The sequence below is a fragment of the Cryptosporangium phraense genome (assembly GCF_006912135.1).
In the GTDB taxonomy this organism is placed as follows: Bacteria; Actinomycetota; Actinomycetes; order Mycobacteriales; family Cryptosporangiaceae; genus Cryptosporangium; species Cryptosporangium phraense.
Genome location: NZ_VIRS01000051.1, coordinates 1 through 22,397, shown reverse-complemented (window position 1 = coordinate 22,397; position 22,397 = coordinate 1). Strand labels below are relative to the sequence as shown.

At 68.0% G+C, this 22,397-nt stretch carries 13 protein-coding genes and 1 pseudogene; 6 read left to right on the top strand and 8 right to left on the bottom strand.

Annotated elements, in window-relative coordinates; all coding sequences use genetic code 11:
* Window positions 1-8: 8 nt before the first annotated feature.
* Genes FL583_RS37340 through FL583_RS37330 form a run of 3 tightly spaced genes read right to left on the bottom strand, consistent with a single transcriptional unit; the run spans window position 9 to window position 9,391 of the window.
* Window positions 9-1,919 carry a ComEC/Rec2 family competence protein gene (locus FL583_RS37340; RefSeq protein WP_142709642.1) on the bottom strand — a complete coding sequence of 637 codons (1,911 nt, stop codon included), beginning with the start codon at window positions 1,917-1,919 and terminating at the stop codon, window positions 9-11.
* A gap of 21 nt (window positions 1,920-1,940) precedes the next feature.
* Window positions 1,941-5,165, bottom strand: coding sequence for a LamG domain-containing protein (locus FL583_RS37335; protein ID WP_205752797.1), 3,225 nt, complete (start codon window positions 5,163-5,165; stop codon window positions 1,941-1,943).
* A complete protein-coding gene (locus tag FL583_RS37330; RefSeq protein WP_142709640.1) occupies window positions 5,165-9,391 on the bottom strand; it encodes a hypothetical protein in 4,227 nt (1,408 codons plus the stop codon). Before FL583_RS37330 ends, FL583_RS37335 begins: the two co-directional genes overlap by 1 nt.
* Window positions 9,392-11,502: 2,111 nt before the next feature.
* Between FL583_RS37330 and FL583_RS37325 the strand changes: the two are divergent.
* The 3 genes and pseudogenes from FL583_RS37325 to FL583_RS37315 form a co-directional block, all read left to right on the top strand.
* Window positions 11,503-12,483 (top strand): annotated as a pseudogene (locus FL583_RS37325) (IS630 family transposase); the annotation flags it as partial.
* Window positions 12,484-12,616: 133 nt separating this feature from the next.
* On the top strand, window positions 12,617-12,928 hold the full coding sequence (locus FL583_RS37320) for an ANTAR domain-containing protein (protein WP_240746947.1): 312 nt from the start codon (window positions 12,617-12,619) through the stop codon (window positions 12,926-12,928).
* A 372-nt stretch (window positions 12,929-13,300) separates the two neighbouring features.
* Window positions 13,301-14,119: a GAF and ANTAR domain-containing protein gene (locus FL583_RS37315; protein WP_205752795.1), complete on the top strand. Its 819-nt coding sequence runs from the start codon at window positions 13,301-13,303 to the stop codon at window positions 14,117-14,119.
* Between the two features lie 48 nt (window positions 14,120-14,167).
* Here FL583_RS37315 and FL583_RS37310 read toward each other — a convergent pair whose 3' ends face one another.
* The 3 genes from FL583_RS37310 to FL583_RS43285 all read right to left on the bottom strand — a co-directional run bounded on the left by FL583_RS37310 (window position 14,168) and on the right by FL583_RS43285 (window position 18,893).
* On the bottom strand, window positions 14,168-16,063 hold the full coding sequence (locus tag FL583_RS37310) for a SpoIIE family protein phosphatase (protein WP_170324074.1): 1,896 nt from the start codon (window positions 16,061-16,063) through the stop codon (window positions 14,168-14,170).
* Window positions 16,064-16,398: 335 nt separating this feature from the next.
* On the bottom strand, window positions 16,399-17,985 hold the full coding sequence (locus FL583_RS37305) for a GGDEF domain-containing protein (RefSeq protein ID WP_170324073.1): 1,587 nt from the start codon (window positions 17,983-17,985) through the stop codon (window positions 16,399-16,401).
* Between the two features lie 608 nt (window positions 17,986-18,593).
* Window positions 18,594-18,893 carry a hypothetical protein gene (locus tag FL583_RS43285; protein ID WP_420843236.1) on the bottom strand — a complete coding sequence of 100 codons (300 nt, stop codon included), beginning with the start codon at window positions 18,891-18,893 and terminating at the stop codon, window positions 18,594-18,596.
* Between FL583_RS43285 and FL583_RS42680 the strand changes: the two genes are divergently transcribed.
* Window positions 18,840-18,968, top strand: a complete 129-nt coding sequence (locus tag FL583_RS42680; RefSeq protein WP_276611676.1) for a hypothetical protein — start codon at window positions 18,840-18,842, stop codon at window positions 18,966-18,968. The two genes, FL583_RS43285 and FL583_RS42680, sit on opposite strands and share 54 nt — an antisense overlap.
* Window positions 18,969-19,014: 46 nt before the next feature.
* Here FL583_RS42680 and FL583_RS43280 read toward each other — a convergent pair whose 3' ends face one another.
* Both FL583_RS43280 and FL583_RS37290 read right to left on the bottom strand, forming a co-directional pair.
* On the bottom strand, window positions 19,015-19,545 hold the full coding sequence (locus FL583_RS43280) for a phage holin family protein (protein ID WP_420843235.1): 531 nt from the start codon (window positions 19,543-19,545) through the stop codon (window positions 19,015-19,017).
* A 72-nt stretch (window positions 19,546-19,617) separates the two neighbouring features.
* A complete protein-coding gene (locus FL583_RS37290; RefSeq protein ID WP_170324071.1) occupies window positions 19,618-20,091 on the bottom strand; it encodes a hypothetical protein in 474 nt (157 codons plus the stop codon).
* A 211-nt stretch (window positions 20,092-20,302) separates the two neighbouring features.
* Between FL583_RS37290 and FL583_RS37285 the strand changes: the two genes are divergently transcribed.
* Window positions 20,303-20,698, top strand: a complete 396-nt coding sequence (locus tag FL583_RS37285; protein WP_142709632.1) for a response regulator transcription factor — start codon at window positions 20,303-20,305, stop codon at window positions 20,696-20,698.
* The coding region (locus FL583_RS37280; protein ID WP_142709631.1) for an MASE1 domain-containing protein at window positions 20,695-22,397 on the top strand (1,703 nt) is incomplete at its 3' end. The genes FL583_RS37285 and FL583_RS37280, both read left to right, overlap by 4 nt.

Sequence of the window (22,397 nt, the reverse complement as noted above, 5' to 3'; positions counted from 1 at the left end):
GTCCCCCGTCAGCGGTAGATGTTGGTTCGGGGCCCACCCGGCGCGGGGAGCATTTCGTGGTACGTGACCGAGAACAGTCCGGTGGCGTGGACCGCTTGGTTCACCAGCGGTTGCACCCCGAACGGAAGTACCGCGGCGGCGTCCACCACCGCCCGGTCTGCCGCCAACGCCCGGTCGGTCACGAGGGCCATGCCGTGCGCCTCGACGACATACTTGCCCGCCGCGGCCACGACCGAGGCCGGCGCGTGGGGCACGCCGGCGTTGGTGGCCGCCTGACGCACCAGCTGGACGAGCGTGCCCAGCGGGCCGCCCGCGGTCACCGCTGCGACGGTGACCGCAATCGCGCCCGCGTATCCCAGCTGGGTCAGCAGGAATCTGACGACCGCGTCCGCCGCGGCGGCCCGGTCGGGGGCCGTGTCCAGGGCTAGCACGGCGCCGTCGAGCAGGGCCGGGGCCGGGGCCCCGAGTCCCAGCGGGGTGGCCGTACCCCGGATCGTCTCGACCAGCCCGACGCCCAGGCTCCCCAGGGGGTTGCTGACCGATTGGTCGGCGGTGACTCGGATCGTGACGTCGTGTGGCAGCAGAATGTTCAACGGATCGCCGGAGTTGAGGCCACCGATGGTGCCGGTAGCCATGGAGGTGGACGTCGCCGGGTCCTGGAACCCGGTCAGGTAGTGCGCGACCGACCGGCGGGCCCGAGCGGCCGGAAGTGCCGGCGGCGGAGCGAGGGTCCAGGCCAGCTTCTGCGCCGCAGTCGTCCCCCGGCCGGGCTTGGGCGGCGTCGCTGGGGGCAGTGCGGCCACGGCCACGCCGTCCAGCGACCAGACGGTCTCAGGACGCGGATGCCGGAACTGATTGCGCGCACCGCAGGAGCTGACCGCGACCAGCGGACGCATCCGGTCGACGAACGCGCGGGAGGTCGCCGTCTCCGCGCCGTGGTGGCTGGTCTTGGTGACGTGCACGCGCCCGGCCACCGAGTCATTCGGGTTGAGGTAGACCGGGATCGTGTTTTCCTGCGGCGACTCGATGTCGCCGCCGATGTAGTAGCGGAAGTTCCCGAACCGGACTTCGAAGGCCAGGCTCTTCTCGTTCTTGACCTGATCGCCCTGCGCCAGCAGCGTGGCCGGCAGGTAGGTCGCCCGGGCCGGGCCGCCGACCGCGTCGTTGCGCACGTACCGGTTCGCGGCGACGCAGGTAATGGTCGGCGCCAGCGCGGCGGCGGCGAGGGCACCGGCGGGGGCGATCGGGTCGCCGGCCGCGTCCGTCCATAGGATCTCGCGCCCTACCAGCCAGTACGCGTGCCACCACTGGTTCGCGGCCACGAGCGGGCCGGCCGGGACGGCCAGCGGGGCCGGTAACGCACCGAGCAGCGGGTTGTTCGGGATCCCCGCGACCCCCACCAACGGCCACATCGCCGGGACGGTTCGGACCTGGATGTTCGACGGCTGCAGGGGCAGGCCGTAGCGACCCTTGTTCACCCGCGCCTGGTCGGCGGCGACGTTGCGCGTGACGCGGGTGCAGCCGGGCCGGCCCCGGATCGCGTTCACCCAGCCGAGATAGGTGTTCTCGTCGAATCCCAGCGCGGACGGCTCGCCCTGGTCGTAGATCAGCGTTGTGCCGTAAAACGGAGCGTTGGCGGTCTTCGACAGCAGGTCCCGGAGGCCGGTCATGTGGTCGGCGTCGTAGTGGGTCAGCACCATGACGTCGAGCTGAGTGATGTTGCCGCCGCCACCGCCCCGAGGGAGGCCCCTCAGCACGCCGTCGATCTGGCCCTTGGCCGGGCCCTTGCCGCCGTCGATCAGGCAGGTTCGCGTCTGGGCCACGTGACCGGCCCCGACACCGTCGTCCCGCGCCACGATCACGGTCGAGTCGCCGGTGCCAGCGATCGCGATGTGACGAATTTCCAGGCTCCAAGCCATCTCTGCGCTCCCGACGCCAAATCAGGATGGTCCGAGCAGGTACTGCCCGAGGACCTTGTAGACGGTGTTGGTGGCGAACCCGGACTGCGAGACCCGGACCTGGACGTCGTTGCCACCGGCGATCAGATCCGCGGCGTACACGGTCTGTCCGTAGGCCTTGCGGTAGACCTGCGCGAGCTGGTCGATCTTCGGCGCGTTGGTCCACTCCCGGTACACCACGTACTCGGCCTTGAAAAGCAGCCGGTTCGTATTCGAGTTCAGGTCGTGCATCAGCACCGTGACCACCACCTGCGCGCTCGCGTGGTCAGCCAGCGTGAACAGCGTGTGGGTCTTGCTCTGGCCGGTGTCGATCCGGCCGTGGAACAGCAGGGTCATCAGGCCGACCGGCGCGCCGTCCGTGCTGAGGTTCGTCGTGCGGTGGACGGTCAGTTGCGACCGCGGGTCGGTGTTGCCGACGCTCACCGAGCCCGACGGCGCCAGGTGCACCGAGTCGGTCACCGCCCCCGCGTTCTGGGTGCGCAGCCGCAGGCCCAGGGACGTGCTCCCCGACATGTCGCGGGCCTGCACGTACGCGGTGCCGATGGCCCCGTCGCCCTCGTAGGCGTGCAGCCAGACATGGCCGCGTCCGTAGTAGTCCCCGGCGACGTGCAGCTTCCCCTTCGGGGCCGAGGTGCCTACGCCGACGTTCCCGGCCGGTTGCAGCACCACGTGGTCGTCCGGGTCGTTGCTGGTGCCGATGATCAGGCGAGCGCTCTCCCCGGTGCCGGCCACGGCCGCGGTGTCCTGGTACTGGATGTACCCGTAGTCGCTCCCCCGGTTCACCGCGCTGCGGAAGACGATGCTGCTGGCTCCGCCGCCGTCGTCGTGGTCGATAAGCAGCGAGCCGGCGTTGGCGTCCGCCGCCGTGCCGGTCGTCTCTCGGACGTGGAGCGCCGCGCCCGGATCACTGATTCCGACGCCGACGCGTGCGCCGGTTGTCACCAGCGGGCCCTTCACGACCGTGCAGATGAACTGGCCGTCCTGGTAGCCGGGGATGTTCTCGTAGCGCAGGTAGAGGTTCGCCGGCCCAGACGGGAGCGACGACCGGATCCGGGCCAGCGGAATCGCGACCAGCTCGCGCAGGTCCAGGCTGGTCTTGCTGATCGGGGTCAGGACCAGCTCGGTCGATTCGCCCTCCACCGAGGTGCGCGCGACCCGCCAGTCGGCCCGGACTGCGGCGTTCGCCGGGACGTCGACGTCCTTGAGATCACTCGCGGTGCCCAGCGCCCACGGACGTTCGAGCGAATCCCGGGTCGTGGGCTCGTGGTCGAACGTGATCCGCAGTCGGCTCGGGGCCGAGCTGACGTTCGCCGGCGTGAGCGGGATCGGCCCGTCGACGTCGAGGTTGGCCACGTGCAGGGTCAGCATCGACTCCGACCGGCCGTTGTCGTTCAGGATCGTGTCCCCGCCGGTGAAGCCGGCGTGCAGCGGGATGTTGGGGCGCCCCCGCTGGTTGACGATCGTCAGCATGCTGGTGCGGCTGCCGACCAGCGGAGTGGTCTGGCCGAGATACGTCAGGCCGCGGTAGTGCAGCTTGACCCGCACGGCCCGGGTGCCCGCGGCGGCGTCGGCGATCGCGTGTTCCACGGTCAGGTGCCACGTGCGGCCGGGCTCCAGGGTGCGGGCCTTGCTGCTGGCGAGGTAGAAGACGACGCTCTGGTCGTCGACGACGGGCGCGCTGATCCGCCAGGAGTCCGCGGCGATCCGCACTAGCTTCTCCGGTTTGCCGGTGTCCAGGCAGGCCGCGGCCAGCGTGCCGGCCCGGAACCGGAGCGCGAGGTGATGGTCGTTCGCGGAAGGAGCGGCGATCGCGGCGAGCGACACCGTCGTGTCGGCGCTGTTGGTTACCTCGAGGAACAGCTGCCGGCCGGTCGGGTCGTCGTCGATGGGAAGGACCGGTTCGTCGTCGGCGTCGAGGAGCTCGAACTCGAGCGGGTGGCCTGCCCGCACCGCCGCGACCGCGGCCTGGTCCTGGGCCATCTCGGCGGCTACTACGTCGGCAGGCAACGCACCGCGGTAGACCCGGACGTTGGCCAGGCTGCCCCTGAAGCGCTGCTGGTTCTGCCCGTCGAGATCGGTGGCCAGCAGCAGCGCGGTGGGGTTTGCGACCGGGGTGCCACCGGTGGGTCCGGTCGCCGCGAGGACGCCGTTGACGTACGTCGTCGCGGTCCGGCCGTCGTTGGTGATCGCGACGTGGTTCCACGCGTCCCAGGTGATGCTGCCGTCGGGGGTGTCCGGCGCGCCGCTATTGGTGTTGCCGGCGACGCTGAAGCGGTGGTGGATGTAGCCGTCCCGGTTCAGCCAGATGTGGTAATCCCGGCCCGGCTTGCCGACTATTCCGGACCAGGCGTTCACCGGCCGGCCGTCCGGCTTCAACCAGACCGAGACGGTGTACGTCGTGAGCCGCAGGGACGGGTCGTCCGGCACGGTCATCGACTCGGCGCTGCCGTCGAATCGCGTCGACTGGCCGAACAACTCGTCGAGGACGATGTCCGGGGCGCCGGTCGCGCGGGCGGTCAGAGCTGATCCGGCGGCGTCCGGGCTGAGACCGTCCTTCAGCTCGGCCAGCGGCAAGTGCAGGACGAGCCGCGCCAGGTCGATCTGGATGTTCTGCCGGGCTTCCCCGGCGCTCAGCACCCGGCGGTAGATCCGCAGGCTTCCGAGACGGAACAGGGCGGCCGGCTGACCGGTCGAGTTGCCGATCCGGCAGGCCCCCAGCTCGACCTCGGACGTCGTGTTCAGGGTGCGGACCTGCGGCGGGGCGCCGTCGACGGACAGGGCCAGCTGCCGGTCGCGCTGGCTGTAGGTGACCGTCAGGTGGTACCAGCGGCCGGCGGCGAACACGACGTCGAAGGCCGATTGCGCCCGATCCGCGTCGGGGAGGGTCACCTGGAGCCGCCCGCCGTCCACGATCAGACGCGGCGTCTGCGCGTCCGACCCGCCGCCATAGAGCGTCAGCTGCCCGGTGACGGCGGTCGCGTTGAACCAGATCTGGACGGTGAACGCGTCGGCCGGCCCGAGCGACGGCACCGCGACCACGTTGTCGCCGCCGACCAGGACACAGCCACCGAGGGTGGGATCGGCCGCCGGGGCGGCCTTTCCTTCCAGGGACGCGTCGTTGCCGTTTCCGGAGCTGTCGGTCAGCAGCCCGTTCTCGGCCCGGGTGAGTTCGAGGTGGAGCGCCAGTCCGCGGTCCAGAGCGGTCATCATGTCCTCGATTCGTCCGACGATCGGCGCACCGGCCGCAGCATCAGCCAGCCCTCCCGTACTTCCTGTGGTCCGGTGGAGTGGGCGTCGGCGCGCATCGGCGCGATCCCGGTCTGACAGTCATCGAAGAGCAGGCCAAGACGGCCCTCCAGCCCGGCAAGTGCTCCACTCAGGACCGGCCCGGTGAGCTGATCGGCCGTCTCCGCGCCGGGCCGCTGATCGACCGGCACGATCGCGGCCCGGTCCGGCTGACCGTCCAGTGGGGTCAGCCAGCCGGTGGCCGGATCGACGAGCGCGGTCCAGACCGCCTCCGCGGTGGGCAGCGCACCGAGATCGGCAACGGTGACGAGGGCCGCCGGCGCCGCGCCGGTGGCCGCGTTGAGGCCCAGCGCCCGGTCGGTCCAGGCCTCCAACCCGGCGAAGTCGCCGAGCAGCACGGCGCTACGGCGCTCAGGCGCCGACAGCACGGTGGCGCTCAACCCGACCGGTACCAGCCAGCGGATCTCCGGGTCGAGGAGGTGCGCCCAGAGGGCGTCGGCCGCCGGGAAGTGCGCCTCGAACACGGACCGGCTCAGCGTGGCGTCCGCGTGCGTCTCGATCCAGGTCGGTCCGGGGGCGGGAGCGAGCCACGACCAGCGATAGCCGGGCTCGGTCGGCAGCGCGACGCGCAGTTGGTCCCGCGCGGTGAGCAGTGGTGCGGTCAAGAAGCTCACCTCCATCGCGGCCAGCGCGTCGGTGAACTGCTCCGCCGGGACCGTGATCACCTTCGTCGGCAGCACGCCGCTGGTCGCGTGCACGCTGCCCCGCGCGTCGAGCAGCATCGTGAGCTCCTGCGGCGGGTCGGACACAGCCTGCTGGACGCAGGCCTCGGCGCGGTCCAGCGACACGATCCGCGGATGGTCCGACGGTTCGGCCGCGTAGAACGTCCCGGCGAGGCCGCCGTCGCTCTCCTTCCAGTAGCCGACGACGCCGTCGTCGAACTGCTCCGGTGCGCCGATCCGGATCGGAAACCGGACCTGGGGAAAACCGCGGGTGTCGCGGGTGGCGCGGCGCAGATCCAGGCCGAACGCCGGCCAGCTCTGATTGACCGCGGGCGACTCCTTCAGTTCGACGTCGACCAGCGCACGGACGACGGCCATCGGCCGCCCGAAGAGAAATGCGAGCTCGTGCTGGGCATCGGCGCCGTCCGGCTCGATCGCGTCGAGGGTCGCCTCGATCGTCTCCAGAAAAGACGCCAGGAACACGGACTCACCGGAATCCGGGACGCCCGGCGCGCGGGTCAGGCGGGCGACGAGCCGGCGCAGGTGAGCGTTTATCCCGGTGAACGCTGGGTCGTGGAGTTGCGCGAGCGTGACCGGGGCGAGGGCACCCGGCGACGGTTTCCACCCCGCGAACTGGTCGATCTCCCCCAGCGCGACGCCGTCTCGGTCGTAAACCGCCAGGCTGTCGTCGAGGTGGTTCGGGAGGATCCAGCCGCAGATCGGGGTAGTGGCCGCGTGCGCCCCGGCCTCGGTGTGCGCCGCGTCGGCGGCGAGCCAGCGCAGGTTGACCCGGGCCGGCTGCACGATCCGGGGTGGTAGACCGACCCACCGGCTGTTGCCCGGCTCGCGCAGGGAGTCCGCGATGACCAGCCGGTCCCAGGCCAGGTCGCGGATCTGCCCGAAGCTGTCGATCAGCCGGAGCCGGCTGACCTCCAGCGCGCCCGCCCGGATCGGGTTGAAGTCGGCCAGCGGCATCGGCGCGGTGTCGTTGCCGCGCCCGACCGCCTCGCGGACCGCCGCGATGAAACCTTGGTCGTCCGCGAATCCGAACGGGTCGGCGATCGGCATCTGTGTGGTCTGTTTCCGGGACAGCAGGGCTGCATTGAAACCGCTCAGCGCCTGGGCCAGCGCGGGAAACGAGTCGCCCAGGCGCCGGTAGGCCTCGACGACCGTACGGACCGGGTCACCGGCGGGTGCGGTGGCGTACCAGTCGATCACCAGGCCGGCGTTCTGGGTCAGGTACTCGGTCGTCCGATCGGCAACGGCGACCGGCACCGCCGCGAAGAACGCCTTGTTGTCCCGGCCGAGGGCCAGTCCCACCAGATAGCGGACGAGCAGCGATCGGAGCCGGTCGACCGCCGACGGGGTGAGGATGCTGCTCCCGCTGTAGAACTCGGTGCCGGGCTCGACCGCGCCCCGGCCTGCCCGCAGCGCCAGATCTCCGGCGCCCGCGTCGAGCAGGTAGGAGCCGGTGAGGAAGTCGCGGTCGTACGTGCCGGGAACGCCGCGATCATCCACCCGGGGGGAGTAGCTCACCTCCCACTCCAACAGGACCGGGTGCCAAGGCGCGCGACGCCAGACCTTGAACCCGAGTTGCTCCCGCCCGGCGTCAGCGGCCTGCGCCAGCTCGGCCCAGACCGGCTCGGCCGCCGTCCACATCGCGACCGGGTCGGACAGGTCCACGTCGATGATGCGCGTGTCCAGGACGGCGTCCGGACGGAACGTGTGGTCCTGTCCGTAGCGCGGCGACGGGCGGACGAGATCGCCGACGAGCAGCACCACCGGCTCGGTCGGCTCGTAGTAACGGGGTGCGCCGACCTCGCGCAGACTGTAGGCCCCGCCGTCGGGGAGACCGCGTTCGATCCGCGCGGCGAGCGCGTTGCGGCGCTCGTCGAGCCGCCCCGCCGCGACGACCGCTTCGTTCACCGGCGTCAGCCCGCGCTCGACAAAAGCCTTCACCGTGTCGACGTCCGGGTAGTCGCGCAACTCGTCGTAGGGCGGGTAGGCGCACAACAGGTACCGGTACCAGTCGGCGAACAACTCGCGGCGCGCCGCGGCCAGCTGTTGTCGCGTGCGCTCGCCGGCCTGCTGGACGCGGTTCAACTCGCCCAGCGCCGCCGAGACGTCCGGCGGCAGGTCGGGCAAATCGTCGGAGGCCTCCGCGTCCGGGGCGGTGCCGGGCTTCTGCTGGGAGCTGATCGTCCAGCGGGTGCCGCCGTCGACCGGGCGGAACGTCCGTTCGTGCCGGGCCTCGGCCAGTTGCGCGTTGACGTCCGGCGACGGCGTGCCGGCCCCGGTCAGCTCCAGGACCGCGCCCAGCAGCCGCTCGACCTCAGGTGCGCGGTCCGGGGCGATCTCGGCCGCGAGATACCCGGCCACCGCCTCCAGCCCGGTGTTGCCGACGGCCAGGGTCAGCCGGGTGTCGTCCGCGGCGGGCTGGGGCGCGAACCGCAGCCGGCCAAAACACATCATTTTCTCCGGCGAGCCGAGCGTCACCGTGGCCGCCTGGTCGAGCACCGCACCGGCCTGCTCGGCCACCGCCTGAAAGGCGTCGCTCAGCGGACGCTGCGCCCGGTACGCCGCGGTCATCACCAGCGATCGCTGGTCATCTACGACTGTCAGCCAGCCACGGTCGTGCAGCTCCCTCCAGAGCGCGTCGGGGTCGGCACCGGTGATCCGGAGTTCCGAGCGGGTGACGATCGTCCGGGGCGCCCAGCCCAGATCGGCCGCGAGCCGGTCGAGCGGATCGCCGGCGCCTGCGCGCAGCCAGGTGCCGAGAAAATCGTCCGCCGACCGTCCGTACCAGCCGATGACGTCATACAACAATCCGCCGCTCGGATCGACCTGGACCGCATCATGAAAGCCGAAGACGCTGTGACAGTTCGGGTAAATGGCGGCGAAGGACGGATGGCCGTATCCGGCCGACGTGAGGCGGTCGAGATAATCCCGCGGCCGACCACCATCTTTGCCCGGATCGAGCCATTGTGCCAGCGTCATGGATCGGCCGACGTAGCGGAACGGCGGGCCGGCCGAATCGTCGATAAGGCCGGTGAAAGGAAAGGCGACGCCGCTGGATCCGGTGACGCCGAGGGGTGCGAGATAGTCGCTCTCCACCACCCAGCGCTGCTCGGGTGTGGTCGTTCCGTCCGCCGCGAGCCGACTGCGGGTCACCAGCCAACGGGTCGGCACGGCCGGGAACTCCGTCCCGTCCGGAGTGTGGACTCCCTGCGTGAGCGCGTCGGGTAACGCCCAGTGCAGGTGAACGCCGGTCTTGAGTAGGCCGGGCTCGTCGTGGAACGGGGGGTCGACGATCGACTCGCTCAGATAGGCGGACGCGACGTTCTGGTCACCGGCGCCATCGACGTAGGGCAGCCGGGAATAGTCGATCGCGGCACCGATGGTCGGGCATTCACTGCTGAGCGGCAGTGCATCAAGGTGAATAGGGACCAACAGTGCAGAGGTCACACGTCCCCTCCGGCGAGTTACATACCTTTGTTACAGAGCAATCGCGGCGAGGTAACGGCCGCAAGTGACGGTAGAGAGCCGCCGGACGGTTGGCAATAGCCCGATCCCGGATTCCGCTACGGCCGTATCAGATGATTTTCCGGATGTAAAGTCGCAGTTCGCCGTCCGGTCGCGCGACTGGAAATTCAAGCCGTTTGTCAGGGCCTGGAGGTGGCACAATCGGCTGAGCCCCCACAGGAACAGGCGATGACTGTAGAGGTCGAGACACACGGGGTCGAGGCGGGCTGGGGAAGTTGCTGACCGGGCCGCCCTCCTGGCCAAAGGCCAGCGCGGCGCCCCATCGGCGCAGCCGGGCACCAGGACCAGCAATGTCGGTCAACGCGGACCGGTGGCCAGCCAACGTCAGTCGGCGATCCGCCGCGGCGGCTGATCCGGCGAAGTGGATCGGATGAAAGGCGCAGCGCGGGATGAACTCGGCCCTGCGGTGCCGGCACGGATCGGCCGCCTTGCACTGGCCGATCGTTAGCTCGGAGGCGCAAACACCCCTCAGCGCGGCAGGCTCTCCGTCTGATCGGGCTGGCCACTTCGAAGTCCGTCGCTGATACGAGGATACGTGGCTAAACTCGCTCCGATCGACTCAACAAGGGTCGTCTGCTTTAGGGCCGTACAGCGTGCCATCACTTCTAATGCGGCATTAGCTCGCGGCCACACGGGAGTGACAGCCCTGTCCTCCAAAATCGATATGAGGTAGATGCGACGCCACTTGCCCGCGGAGGCGCTACGCGGGCCGCCTCCTAGCACGACGGGAAATCATGGTCGGAAGTATCAGTAAGGGCAATTTAGTCGCAGCATCTGCGGAACAGAGCGTCTTGATGAGCTTCGCTACACTCTCTTCGAGATCGTGCTCGGAGTTCGATCTATAGCGGCCGACGTCGAGCGGCCAGCGGGCCAAATGATTGAGCTTGGGTCTGCTAGCGCCACCAACCAAAGTATTCCTGCCGCTGGCGCAACGGGCCGCCAAGGGAGTTTTCGCTCACTCGCGGAGACGCTGGGTCAGAAAAAGATTGAAAAAGACTTCATCGACCAGGTTGGCCGAGGAGAGGGCGGTACACCGCCCGCACTCCCCGAGTCGATTGTCGCGTATCTAGGATCGCCAATCTGTTTATCAAATGTCGAATACCTTGCTCAGTCAAGAATAGCTGAACCTGAGCACAAACCGCGGATTGTGGGCGCCGTCCCGAAAAAGCAAAGTACCGGCCCGGAATCAGCCCGGCCTAAAGCTCCGCTTAAAGTGCAGCTTACTCCGAAAGAAAGGCGAGACTCTACCCAACAGGAGCGGGAGGCTTTTCTGAACAGGATTCGACGGGTGTTCGAAAAGACATCGCTCACGTTCTTGGACTGTCGGAGGATAGATCTCAGGCGCAAATGCAGTATCTGTGGGGCCACCTTCTCCGCGCAGTCGATCTAGAGGTCGGCGCCCGAGAGGGTGGAATGTCCCAGAGGGATAAATATATCGCAGACGAAGTGTTTGCTAGCAATCGAAAGCTTTGAGTCAAGGGATGGGGATTCGCGAGGCCGATTTTACCCGTCAGTTCGGCGAGTTGGGCCTACACCCGCTTGTATGGCAAGCCCTATCTATGTGAGCGAATGGGTTCGCTACGTTTCGTTAGCCGTCCATCTGGCGGTAGATCCGTTCGCTGGCTCCCAAGGGGGACACGCACTCTCGTCAGCATAAGCGAGCGGAGCCGCTGGAAAGTAGGCGTGGGGTGGGCCCGGATCAGCTACGGGCTGGTCCGGACTGACTCCACCCAGGTTGGGGGAGTCATGGCATAGGTCCAATGAGGCCCACGATGATGCGTGCGCCGTTGGCCGTGATGTCCGAGCCCCCTCGAACGCCCGACTCCCCGTTAGCAATGAAGATCAAGGCCATCAGAGCCCTTCCTACATCAGAACAGGCATCCCCCTTCAAAGCAGGGCGTCGACGCAATCGATTCGGCGATCACGAGACCGCGCCGCCCTACTCGTTTCGGCGGCTGCCGGTTGCTGTTCTATGCCTAGTGTCCTGAGTCTTGGTTTCGGTTCGTAAGTGGTGCTTCGGGTACTCGCCGGTAATGGCCAGGACAGGACGACCGAAAGCGGAGTTGATTCTCAGCGAGGACGAGCGGGAGACGTTGGCGCGGTGGGCGCGGCGGCCGAGGTCGTCACAGGCGTTGGCGTTGCGGTGCCGGATCGTGCTGGCGTGTGCGACCGGAGCGACGAACAAGGACGTCGCGGCGCAGGTCGGGGTCGAGCCTCACATGGTTGCGCGGTGGCGGGCCCGGTTCGTGGCCAACCGGCTCGACGGACTCGCCGACGATCCCCGTCCGGGTGGACCCCGAACCGTGACCGACGCGCAGGTCGAAGACGTCGTGGTCTGCACACTGGAGACGACCCCGGCGAACGCGACGCACTGGTCGAGCAGGGCGATGGCGGCCCGGACCGGTCTGTCACAGTCGACAATCTCCCGGATCTGGCGGACCTTCGGACTCAAACCGCATCTGACCGAGACGTTCAAACTCTCGGCCGATCCGTTGTTTGTGGACAAGGTCCGCGACATCGTCGGTCTGTATCTGGCCCCGCCGGAGAAGGCCTTGGTGCTCTGTGTGGACGAGAAGTCCCAGATCCAGGCCCTCGATCGATCCGCGCCGGTCTTGCCGATGATGCCCGGCATGCCCGAGCGCCGCAGCCACGACTACGTCCGCGGCGGAGTCACCACCCTGTTCGCCGCACTCGACATCAGCACCGGACACGTCATCGGGGCACTACGCCGCCGGCACCGAGCCGTGGAGTTCAAAAAGTTCCTCAACCGCCTGGACACCGAGGTCCCCGCAGACCTGGACGTTCACTTGATCTGCGACAACTACGCCACCCACAAAACCCCCGCGATCCGGGACTGGCTGACCGCCCACCCCCGATTCCATATGCATTTCACCCCCACCAGCTCCTCCTGGCTCAACCAGGTCGAACGCTGGTTCGGACTCCTCACCGAACAACGACTACGCCGCGGAGTACACACCAACGTCCAAGCACTCGAAATCGGCTCTCGAGTCTGGAACGCCGGTGGAGGTTCGCGATGTGGCGACGACGATGCGTTGGCCCGGCTTCCGGGAGACTGCTCACCGGATCGGGTTGCACTCCAGCCTGTCGATCCCCTTGTTCGCCGGTAGCGGTGACGCTGTGGCCTCGATGAACCTTTACAGCCGCGACCGGGCGGAGCTGGTGGACCTGGCCGAGGAGGTACGAGCGGCATTCCGAGCGTCCGGGTCCGCGCCGGCTTCGACATCATTGTGCGGTCCCGCGACGAGCGTGGCCGATCTGGCCACCGGCGTGGCGGAGGCGCTCGCCGTCCGAGATCAGATTCAGCAGGCCATCGGCATGATCGTCGGCCGTGAGCGCTGTAGCACTGAGGAGGCGTACCTAGCGTTGAGGATACGTGCCGCCGAAGTTGGATTGCTGTTGCCCGAGGTAGCGACCGAGATTCTGCGCCGCACCCGCTGACTACGGTCCGATCGGCTCGCTCCGCGCGTGATAGCGGTCGACGCAGCAGGTGCTGAGCCGGGAGCGGCACCATCGGCCGCATCGGGTCGGCATGTCCAAAGATCGGGGCCGAACGTCCTGCGCGAGGGTGATGCGCTCGTCGAAGGTTAGTTACGGCTCGCCGACTTGGCCTGTTGGAGCGGTTGGTGCGCCGGGCGGGTAATGTGGCGCTGCCCCGGACGCTGTCGCTACCGGGCAGCGTCAAGGAGTGGCGTACAGGCGGACTCCGCGCGAGTTCCGTCGCCTCTGTCGGGTCGCGGCGGAGGACGTGGTGAAACGCCGCTCGGCCGCGTCACTGGTCGGCGTTTCCGGCATCGGAAAGCTAACTCACACGTGGAAGCTGGTAACCGCCCGCTGGGCGGGGAGGTCGCGTTGCCGTCTGCGGCCACATCGAGCTTTGCCGAATTGAGCCGGATCGTCCTGGCCGATCTCACCCTCGAGCAAGTGCTGGAACGGGTGGCAACGTTGGCGCGTGCGGCGATCACGGGCACCCAGGATGTCTCGGTCACGCTGATCAAAGACGATCGGCCCAGTACCGCGGCGTCGACCGGTGGTGTCGCACTCGACCTGGATGAGCGGCAATACGCCTCTGGTTACGGACCGTGTCTAGATGCCGCACGCGGTGGCGAAGTGCTGGTGATAGCCGACATGGCCGCCGAGACCCGCTGGCCGCAGTACCGTCCGAAGGCGCTGGAGCTGGACGTTCGCAGCGGGCTGTCGGTGCCGTTGCCGGTCCAGGATCAGGTCATCGGTGCATTGAACCTCTATGGCCGGGTTCCCGACGCCTTCGATGCGCAGGCGGTGGAACTCACGGTGGCATTCGCCAGCTACGCGGCTGTGGCGGTCGCCAATGCCCAGTTGTACTCCAGCACCGCCGATCTGGCCGAAGGGATGCGCCAGGCGATGGCTTCGCGGGCGTTGATCGAGCAGGCCAAAGGCATACTGATGGCTGAGTACGGCTGTTCGGCCGACGAGGCATTCGATCATCTGTCGCGGATGTCCCAGAACGCCAATCGCAAGCTGCGGGAGGTCGCCGCAGGGATCGTGGCGCGCACGCAACGATCCGCACCGTCTCGGCCGGCCATGCGTTCGCGGCTGTCTAAGCCACCCGTGCCGCCCTCGCCGCGCGGTGGCTCAGAAGCGGAGGGCTGACCGGGTGCCGAAGGAAGCGCGGCCGTAAGCGCGATGGGTCTGTGCAGCTCAGGGCGTGCGAAGAGCCAGGATGGCTACGTCGTCATGGTGCGTATCCGGAAGATGACGGGTAAGCAGCGCGTCGAGCAGATTGTCCAAAGGCAGGTGCCCGTAGAGGGCAAGGAATTGCCGGAGGCGGGCGATGCCCTCATCCAGCGGGGCGGTACGTGACTCGACCAAGCCGTCGGTGTAGAGCAGCAGCGTACCCTCCGTGGGCAGCGGAAGGCTGTGGGCGGCGCGCCGCGTCTTCGGGCGTACGCCGAGTATGAGACCGGTCGCGGTCAACAGTCGAGTGCTGCCATCGGTGTTAAGGAGGATCGGAGGCGGGTGACCGGCCGTGGACCAGCGCACGACGTGCGATAGACCAGACGTTCGATCCCTGTCGCCCTTCCAGCCATGTTCACCGTCCGATTCGATGACGCTCCTGGGTTCGACGACGGCGACGAGTGCGGTGGCCAATGTGCGGTCACCAACAGTGTGATTGGCAGCATCGAGACGCTGTAACACGTCGGCGGGGTCGGCCTCACGGTCGACGAGGTAGGCACGCAGCATGCTGCGCAACTGTCCCATCTGAGCGGCGGCGCCGATATCGTGTCCGGTGACGTCTCCGATGACCAAGGCGATCCGGTTTGCGGGCAGCGCGACCGCGTCGTACCAGTCACCGCCGACCTTCTCGACCCGGCTGGCAGGCTGGTAGCGGGCCGCAAGCTGGTAGGGCGGCGCCGCAGGCAGTTCGGTGAGCATGGCGCGTTGCAGGGTCTCGGCCACGGTGGTGCGATCATGGAGGTGCTGGGCTCGTTCGAGGGCTTGAGTGACGTAGCCGGCCAGCGACAGGACGACCGCCCGTTCCCCGACATCCAGGCGCTGCGGATGCCCCCAGGCAATCCGCAGGGTACCGAGGGGGCCGTCGCTGCCAAGCAGCGGCGCGCACACTAGTGCCTGCCATCCGATTCGATCCAGGTCGCCGATCTGGCCGGGGAAGCTCGCTTCGAAGTCGTCACGGTCCCGGAAGAACAGCGGTCGCCGCTCCCGGACCGCCCGCGCCGCGGACTGGTCACTGTCGGCGGGCACGGTCGTCCACCGCTCGGCCTGATCTGCCGGTAGCGGCATGGCAGTCACCAGATTGAGCTGGCCACCGACTGTGTCCAGGAGCATGATGCCGACGTGGGTCGGCGCGAGATCGCCGCGGACCAGGTCGGCGACTGCGTGCACGACGTCGTCGACGGTCCGTGCACCCTGCAGCGTTTCGCTGGCTCCGAGCAGGACTCGGCTGTGCCGCAGCGCTGTGTCGACATCACCGGCGAGGCGGTCGGCCTGAGCTTGGGCGTCCCGTCGGGCCGCGGACGCGTCGGCGCTCCGCTGACTGTCGAGTTCCGCGCGACGAGCGGTGATCCTCAGTTGCAGTTCTGAGGAGCAGGATGCGGCGAGGTCGGCAAGGAGATCGAGGTCCCGGGCACTCCACGCCCGCGGCTGATTGTCGATCGCGCACAGCGCACCCAACACCTGTCCGCGATCGTCGGTCAAGGGCATGCCTGCGAAGGCGACGACCGTGAGGTTGTGTGCTTTCGGGTTGACTGCCGAGCCTGGGCGGTGACGCGCGTCGGAGATGACCAGCGGCCGGCCGGAGACCGTGACCTGCCGACCGAACGAGTGACTTCCGGGTTCTTGACGTTCGGCGGCTTGCGCCCAGGAGAGGCCTGCGGCGCCGGGGAAGATCTGGCGCTCGCCGTCGATCAGCGACACCAACACGAGTGGGATGCCGAGGATCTTGCGCACGAGGCCGGCGAAACGGTCGAGGGCCGCGTCCGGCGCGGCAGCCAACCCGGTATCGCGCAGGGCAGCCAGATGCGCGGCGGTGCTCAGTCCGCCCACAGCAGGGTCATTGCTGGCGTAGTCATCGGTCACGGCCGGCGCACCAACGGGTGCGCAGCAGCCACCGGTGTGGCACCCAACCCGATCAGCGGAACGCAGGAAATGGCGTGGGACGGTGGAACAGGCACGGCACGTCTCGTCATCGGTCGCAGAGGCGTACGGCCGCAAGGGCCGAACGGCACTCGGGGTCGTCGGGGTCCAGCAGGGATCTGAGGCCCCGCGACGCCGTTTGCTTGACGTCGTCGACTTCGGCCCAGGTGGGTCGAAGCGCCGAAGACCCCACCATACCGTCCGCGGGTCGCTGATTTGGGCTCGATACCGGCGCCTGTACATCGAGACTGTTGAGAGGTGTTGCTTGGTCCGTCGAGTCATGTCGCGGCAGTGATGACTACGCCGATATGACGGACCGGCGCGCCGGCGAGTACGGCCCGTTGCGGAATGCTGGTGCGCTGGGCGGCCGCCGGTTCGGTTAGACGTGATCGAGAGGCGCGGATCACTCGGTTCCGGCCAGTCGCTTTGGCGTGGTAGAGGGCTTGGTCAGCGGTTGCAACGAGGGTAGGACCGTCCAGGACGTCGGCCGCAATGCCGATCGATGCGGTGATGTGGACGAACTCGTGGCCCGGTAGTTCGACGGGGTGAGCCGCGAGTGTGGTGCGCAGCCGCTCGGCCATAGTGGCCGCGCCGTTCTCGGTGGTGTCAGGTAGTAGCCAGGTGAACTCCTCGCCGCCGTAGCGGGCGATGACGTCGCCGCTACGCGTGACGTGTTGGAGTAGCGCGGCGACCTGGACGAGGACCGCGTCTCCGGCGGGATGGCCGTAGGTGTCGTTGACCGACTTGAAGTGATCAAGGTCGAGGACGACCAGGCTCAACGGCCGGCCATTGCGGCGTGCGCGGACAATCTCCGTGGTCAGGGAGTGCTCGAAGTGGCGACGGTTGGGAAGTCCGGTCAACGCGTCGGTGACGGCCAGTTGCTGTTGTTCGGCGAGGGCTGCGGCGAGCCGATCGGCCAGGCGCGTGCGGTCACGCACCACCAGGTGCAGGCGCGCGAGGAGACCAACGAGTACAAGAGTGGCTATGGCCTGCGGGAGGCCTCGCCAGGATAGGTCGAGGCCGTTCAAGGCAAGTCCGCAGGCGGCCGCGCTGGCCGCCGCGACGGACAGCGGCACGGTCCAATCGCGGTTGGCCGAGCGATCGACATGAGTCAGCCGATCGTCGCGACGTGCAGCCGTCAACGCGCCGAGGGTGAGCAGTACGAGTCCGAACTGATAGCCGACGCTTAGCCAGCTGCCGTCGTTGTAGGGGTGTCCGGTGAGAGCAGAGCGGAGCATGCCGCCATCGAGGATCGCCGCGACCAGGTGGGCGGCGCCGACGAATATCAGGGCGCGGGGCAGTCGTCGGCCGGCCCGGACCGCGAGAGGGACGAGGAAGATGACCGTGGAGATCCCGCTGATCGCGTACACGAGCATGGTGGTGCGGACCCCAGCGGCCATTGCAGGCAACCCAGACGTCAGCGTCAGACAGCCAAGCAAAGCAGTGACGCCAGCAACGGTCAGGAGCAGATCGAAACCCATCCAGAACCGAACCGAGCGGGTTCCTGCCTCCAGGACGGCGAAGAATCCGGCGGCCGCCGCAAGGAACGCCGCGATCAGCAGGGCATCACCGAACAGAAGCGCCCAAGCGGGAGATGCCGTGATTCCCCGAGTCCCGCTCACCAACGCGGACCCTACGGCGGTGAGCAGCGTCGAGGTGGCGAACCAGAGCCAGGCCCTCCCGGCGCGACCCTGACGCCGGTGGCGGATCGCAGCCACGATCAGCGCAATCGCCGGCATGGCGAGCGCGGCCACAGACAGCACAGCCAACAGGGGACGCATGGTAGCCGACCCGTGAGTGCTATACGCGTAGAGCGCCGTGTAGGCGGTCAGATAGAGGGCGCCGAGCGTGCCGACGCGCCTCATGAGCGGGTCGCCGGTCGCCGGTGGACGAGGAGGGGAGGCGACACCCTCCACGGCGTCCGCCCTTGCATCTGTCCGCATGACCGCCACCTCGCTGCAACTAAACACCGGACATTCCGGCGCGTATTAGCTCATCGGTTGCAGCGCAAGACGACCAAGATCGCTATAGGTGCCGCTCGGTTGCGACCCGGTTGGCGGTGACGTGCGCCCGGATCCGGACTCACCTCACGGTACGGCCGCGTTTAGCACGGTTCGGCATGTTTAAGGTGCCGCGATAGTTAGACGGCCACCGCTGGATCCGAGTACGTCGCATTTAGCCGGGCGTTGGCAAGAGTGCTGGCGCCACTGGCGGAAGCAGCCGTTCGGGTAGCTGGAGGGCTCTTTGGACCTGTTGGTGCTAGCGGTGTCACCCTCCGGATCTGCGGCTGACGCCGCTGGCGGCGTTACTGCACCCCGGGAGCGGTCCCGGTCGAGTAACACCGCTCACCGTGCGGCGCTCGACACCGTGCGTCTGATGAAGCGCTACGCTCCGAGAATTGGACCTGTGGTCTGCCGAGAGCGGTCAGGCAGGTGCCCGCCATTACCCGCCTGACCGTGAGCTTTTTGAAGGATTAGCGCCGGTACCAGCGGGTGTGGGCGGTTCGTCGTCGTCGGCGGACACCGACGACCACGAGCAGTAGTACAGCGGCGGCCCCCGCCCCGAACAGTGCACGGGTGCGCCGGTTGCTATCGGACGCGGTCTTTTTAGCCGAGACGGCGTAGCCGCGAGCCCGTTCAACCGCGGGGCCTGTCTTAGCGCGGACACTGACGTTGGCCCTCGCGGCGGCCTGCCGGGCCCAGGTCCGAGTGTCGGCCACATGGGCCTGCGCGCGGCCGCGGACATCGACTTTCGCGGCGAGCGCGTCGACGATGTCACCGAGTTCGGCGCGGGTTTCGGCAATCTCGGCCCGGAGTTCGTCGGGGTTACTCGACGGGTCGGGTTTTGAAGGAGGGGAGGTGGTCATCGGTGCGTGCTCCTTGATGGTCCGGGCGTCAGTTTTGATGCCTTCGCGGGAGCGCGAGGGCGGCGGTCACGGTGGTCAACATAGCGCCGACTCCGCACAAGGCGGCGATGCCGGCGCCGCCCAACAGCCGCGCGCCGACGCCAGCCTTCTTGCCCGTCTGGGTCACTTTCACCCGCGCGAGCGCGAGCTCGTCTCGGATTAGTGTGGAGACCTGGGTGGTGACTCGGGTGATCAGTTCGCCTGTGGTGAGATCGTCGGGGTCAGCCGGGGTCGCGGCGGTTGGGCCATAAGGCCTCCCCACTTCGTGGACTAGAGGTGCTCGGAGCTGCGCTGATCGGCCAGACCACACCGTGAGCGAGGAATACGAATTCAGATGCAAATACCCGATGCGCGTCGGACTCAATCGATCCGGCGACTCGGGAGTCGCACCGGCGTTTCTGCGACTAGGGGCCGAGTCCACAGTGATGCCGTAGGAGCAGCGGTCGGTGAGGGCGTCGGGTGGACAGCTTCTTCTGGAGGCGATCCAGGTCCTCCGCCCGGTTCGACTCGCGACTGTCATTCCGCCGGGTGGGTCGATCCTCAACGCGGCGGCGGTCAGGCCGCCTGGGTTCAGTCACGGATTCCGAGGTCGCTATCCAGCCGACATCAAGCGAGCAGCTTCGGCGCGGTGACGCTCCGCTGAGCGACGATGAGCCAGGGCGTCCTGCCCGTCCTGCTCGGCCTTCAGGTTGTGCAGGCGCGAAACGGCAAGGTGTTCAGCGGCCGCATGATCAGCCGCCAATTGTGCGTGCGGGCTGGCGTCGTGTATCGACCGGTCGAAGCTGCCGGGGCGCGATTCGGTGTCATCGAGAGACCGTGCGATCTCGCGGCGGTGTCGGCGTAGTTCGTTGATGCGGGTGCCGATCTCGCCGATCCGCTTTTGAGTCTGCTCTTGGCGTTCCTCGAGTTCTTGGCGTCGGATTGTGACGTAAGGGTCGATCTTGTCAGGCTTCATTTCAGAGGACTGCCCGGTGTTCTGGCTCGCTATGCGATGGAGCCGCGCCACTTGCTGGGCGCGAGGGCGCGGGTTCGACGTACGGCCGACCGCCGAACCGATCGGCCGCATGCCTCGTCATCCCGGGCCGAAGCGCTAGCCGTCGGCGCAGGAGACCAAGCGTCGGGGGCGCCGCCGGCTCGAACAAAGCAGACGGGTCGGAGTGCATCTGGTGCCGGATAATCGGCCGGGAGCACTCGCCGGGTTGTCCACCACTGAACCTCAGAGCGGCAGCATCGCTGCCGATAGAGCTCGGGGTCTCGAATCGGGCGGGGTGGAGCCAATGCGGGTGTTGGTGGTCGATGACGACCAAGACGTATGTGACCTGGTGGTTCGGTGTGTGAGCACGGTCGGTTGTGAGGTCCTCGCCGCACACAGCGGTCCGGCCGCACTGACGGTGGTCGAGATTCATGGCATGCCCGATGTCGCGGTTCTGGACGTCGCGATGCCGGAGATGGACGGGATAACCCTGCTAGGGCGGTTGCGGAAGCGGCGTGCAGACCTGCCTGCGGTGTTCTTGAGCGTGCTGTGGTCGGGGCATGATTTGGCTCGGATGCGGGACGCGGGTGGCGTCCCGATGCAGAAGCCATTCGCTGCTGATCGGCTGCGGGCGGTATTGCGCGAGCTAGTCGTGCCTCGGGGACGGCAGGCGCCCGCCCAGCCGAGGACATCGCGGTGAAATTTCTCGGGTCGCTCGTGACGACGCTGATGTTCACGGCGATCTATGTCGCCGCGACGGTAGCCGGCCGGGTGACAGTGATGGACGGCACGAATCTGAGCATGGTTTGGCCGGCGGCAGGCGTGGCGGCCGCCTGGTTTTGCGCGCGCAGGTCCACACGGTGGGTATGGATGGACGTCTTGGCGCTAGTCGCGGTCACTGTCGTAGTCAACCTGGCCACCGGCGCGAGCCCAGCGATGGCAGTGGTGTTCGTCGTGGCAAATCTGACTCAGATCGCAGTGTTCGTGTCGCTGCTGGCCCGGTGGCGCCCCCGGCTGTGGGGAGCCGGAGGGACCGAGCCGCTGTCTCGGCTCGGTGACCTATGGGCGCTGCTAGCAGCCGCGGTAGTCAGCACTGGCTGCGGCGCCGGGCTTGGCAGCCTCGGAATGTGGCTACTGACCGACGCGTACGCGGCGTCGACGACCGCGGTGTGGCTGGCTCGCAACACCGCCAGCGTGCTGCTTATCGGCGTCGCCGGTCTGCGGCTGGGTTACCTCATAAGCCAACGGTCGCGGCGGCCTGGGAGGCGGGACACGGACACCGGTGGGTCGGCGGCGCGGGTCACCGCAAGGCTGTCGTGGCGACGGGCAGGTGAATATGCCGCGTTGATCGCCTGCTCCGTGGCCGCGTACGCAGCGGGCTTCGGCTACACGAAAGGGCTACCGCTCGCTTTCGCGTTGATCGCCGTCACCGTCTGGGCTGGCGTACGGCTCTCGACCAGCTTCGTCATCGTCCACGACTTGCTGCTCGGTACGGCTGCGGTGCTGTTCACGCTGCACGGCACCGGTCCATTCGCCGCGATCGACTCCCATCCGATCCGGGCGCTGATCGCGCAGCTGTTCGTCGCGGTCGTCGCGGTCGTGGGTCTGGCGCTGGCGCTGGGTCGCGACGAGCGTGCCGAGCTGATCGCCGAATTGGCCGCAGGCAAGGAAGCCGCGTCGCGCCACGCAGCGCTGATGACCACGGTCATCGACGCCATGGCCGACGGCTTGGCCGTCGTGGACAAGTCAGGGCACGTAGTGTTGCGAAACCCGGCGGCGAGTGCGCTACTGGGCGGCATCACCAGCCCGGAAGATCGGGTCACCGGCAGCGATCACTACGGGCTGTTCCACCTCGACGGGACACCGATCGCCGACGCAGACCTGCCGTACGCGCAGGCGATGGACGGAAGGCAGACGCACGGCGGGGACATCCTGGTCCGCAATGTCGGCGTGCCCGACGGTCGCGTCTTGCGGTTCACCGCGACAGCGCTGCCTGACGAGGGCGGCACCCGCCAAGCGGTCGTGCTCTTCCATGACGTCACCGCCGAACGACGCCATCGCGACGAGCTGGCGAGCTTCGCCGGGGTTGTCGCTCATGACCTGCTCAATCCACTGACGACCGTTGACGGGTGGAGCGAAGCTGCCGCCGATGCCCTCCAGGCCAGCCCGCCGCACGAGACAGTCACCGAGGCGACCGAGTGCCTGACCCGGGTGCGTCGCGCCGCGGCACGCATGCGCGGGCTAATTAATGACTTGCTCGCCTACACCACTGCCCGGGACGCCACGGTCGCTGCCGCACCGGTCGATCTTGGCAGCGTGGTCGCCGACATCGCCATCGCCCGCACCGACGCCGCCACCGCCGCCGGACGTCGGCCGCCACTATTCTCCATACAAGACCT

What these genes read in the sequence shown, in the direction of transcription:
- FL583_RS42680 (WP_276611676.1), top strand. Translation starts at nt 18,840, where the DNA reads ATGGGCCTGCGCGCGGCCGCGGACATCGACTTTCGCGGCGAGCGCGTC.
- FL583_RS43280 (WP_420843235.1), bottom strand. Translation starts at nt 19,545, where the DNA reads ATGACAGTCGCGAGTCGAACCGGGCGGAGGACCTGGATCGCCTCCAGA.
- FL583_RS37290 (WP_170324071.1), bottom strand. Translation starts at nt 20,091, where the DNA reads ATGCGGCCGATCGGTTCGGCGGTCGGCCGTACGTCGAACCCGCGCCCT.
- FL583_RS37320 (WP_240746947.1), top strand. Translation starts at nt 12,617, where the DNA reads ATGAACCTTTACAGCCGCGACCGGGCGGAGCTGGTGGACCTGGCCGAG.
- FL583_RS37285 (WP_142709632.1), top strand. Translation starts at nt 20,303, where the DNA reads ATGCGGGTGTTGGTGGTCGATGACGACCAAGACGTATGTGACCTGGTG.
- FL583_RS37335 (WP_205752797.1), bottom strand. Translation starts at nt 5,165, where the DNA reads ATGACCGCTCTGGACCGCGGACTGGCGCTCCACCTCGAACTCACCCGG.
- FL583_RS37340 (WP_142709642.1), bottom strand. Translation starts at nt 1,919, where the DNA reads ATGGCTTGGAGCCTGGAAATTCGTCACATCGCGATCGCTGGCACCGGC.
- FL583_RS37305 (WP_170324073.1), bottom strand. Translation starts at nt 17,985, where the DNA reads ATGAGGCGCGTCGGCACGCTCGGCGCCCTCTATCTGACCGCCTACACG.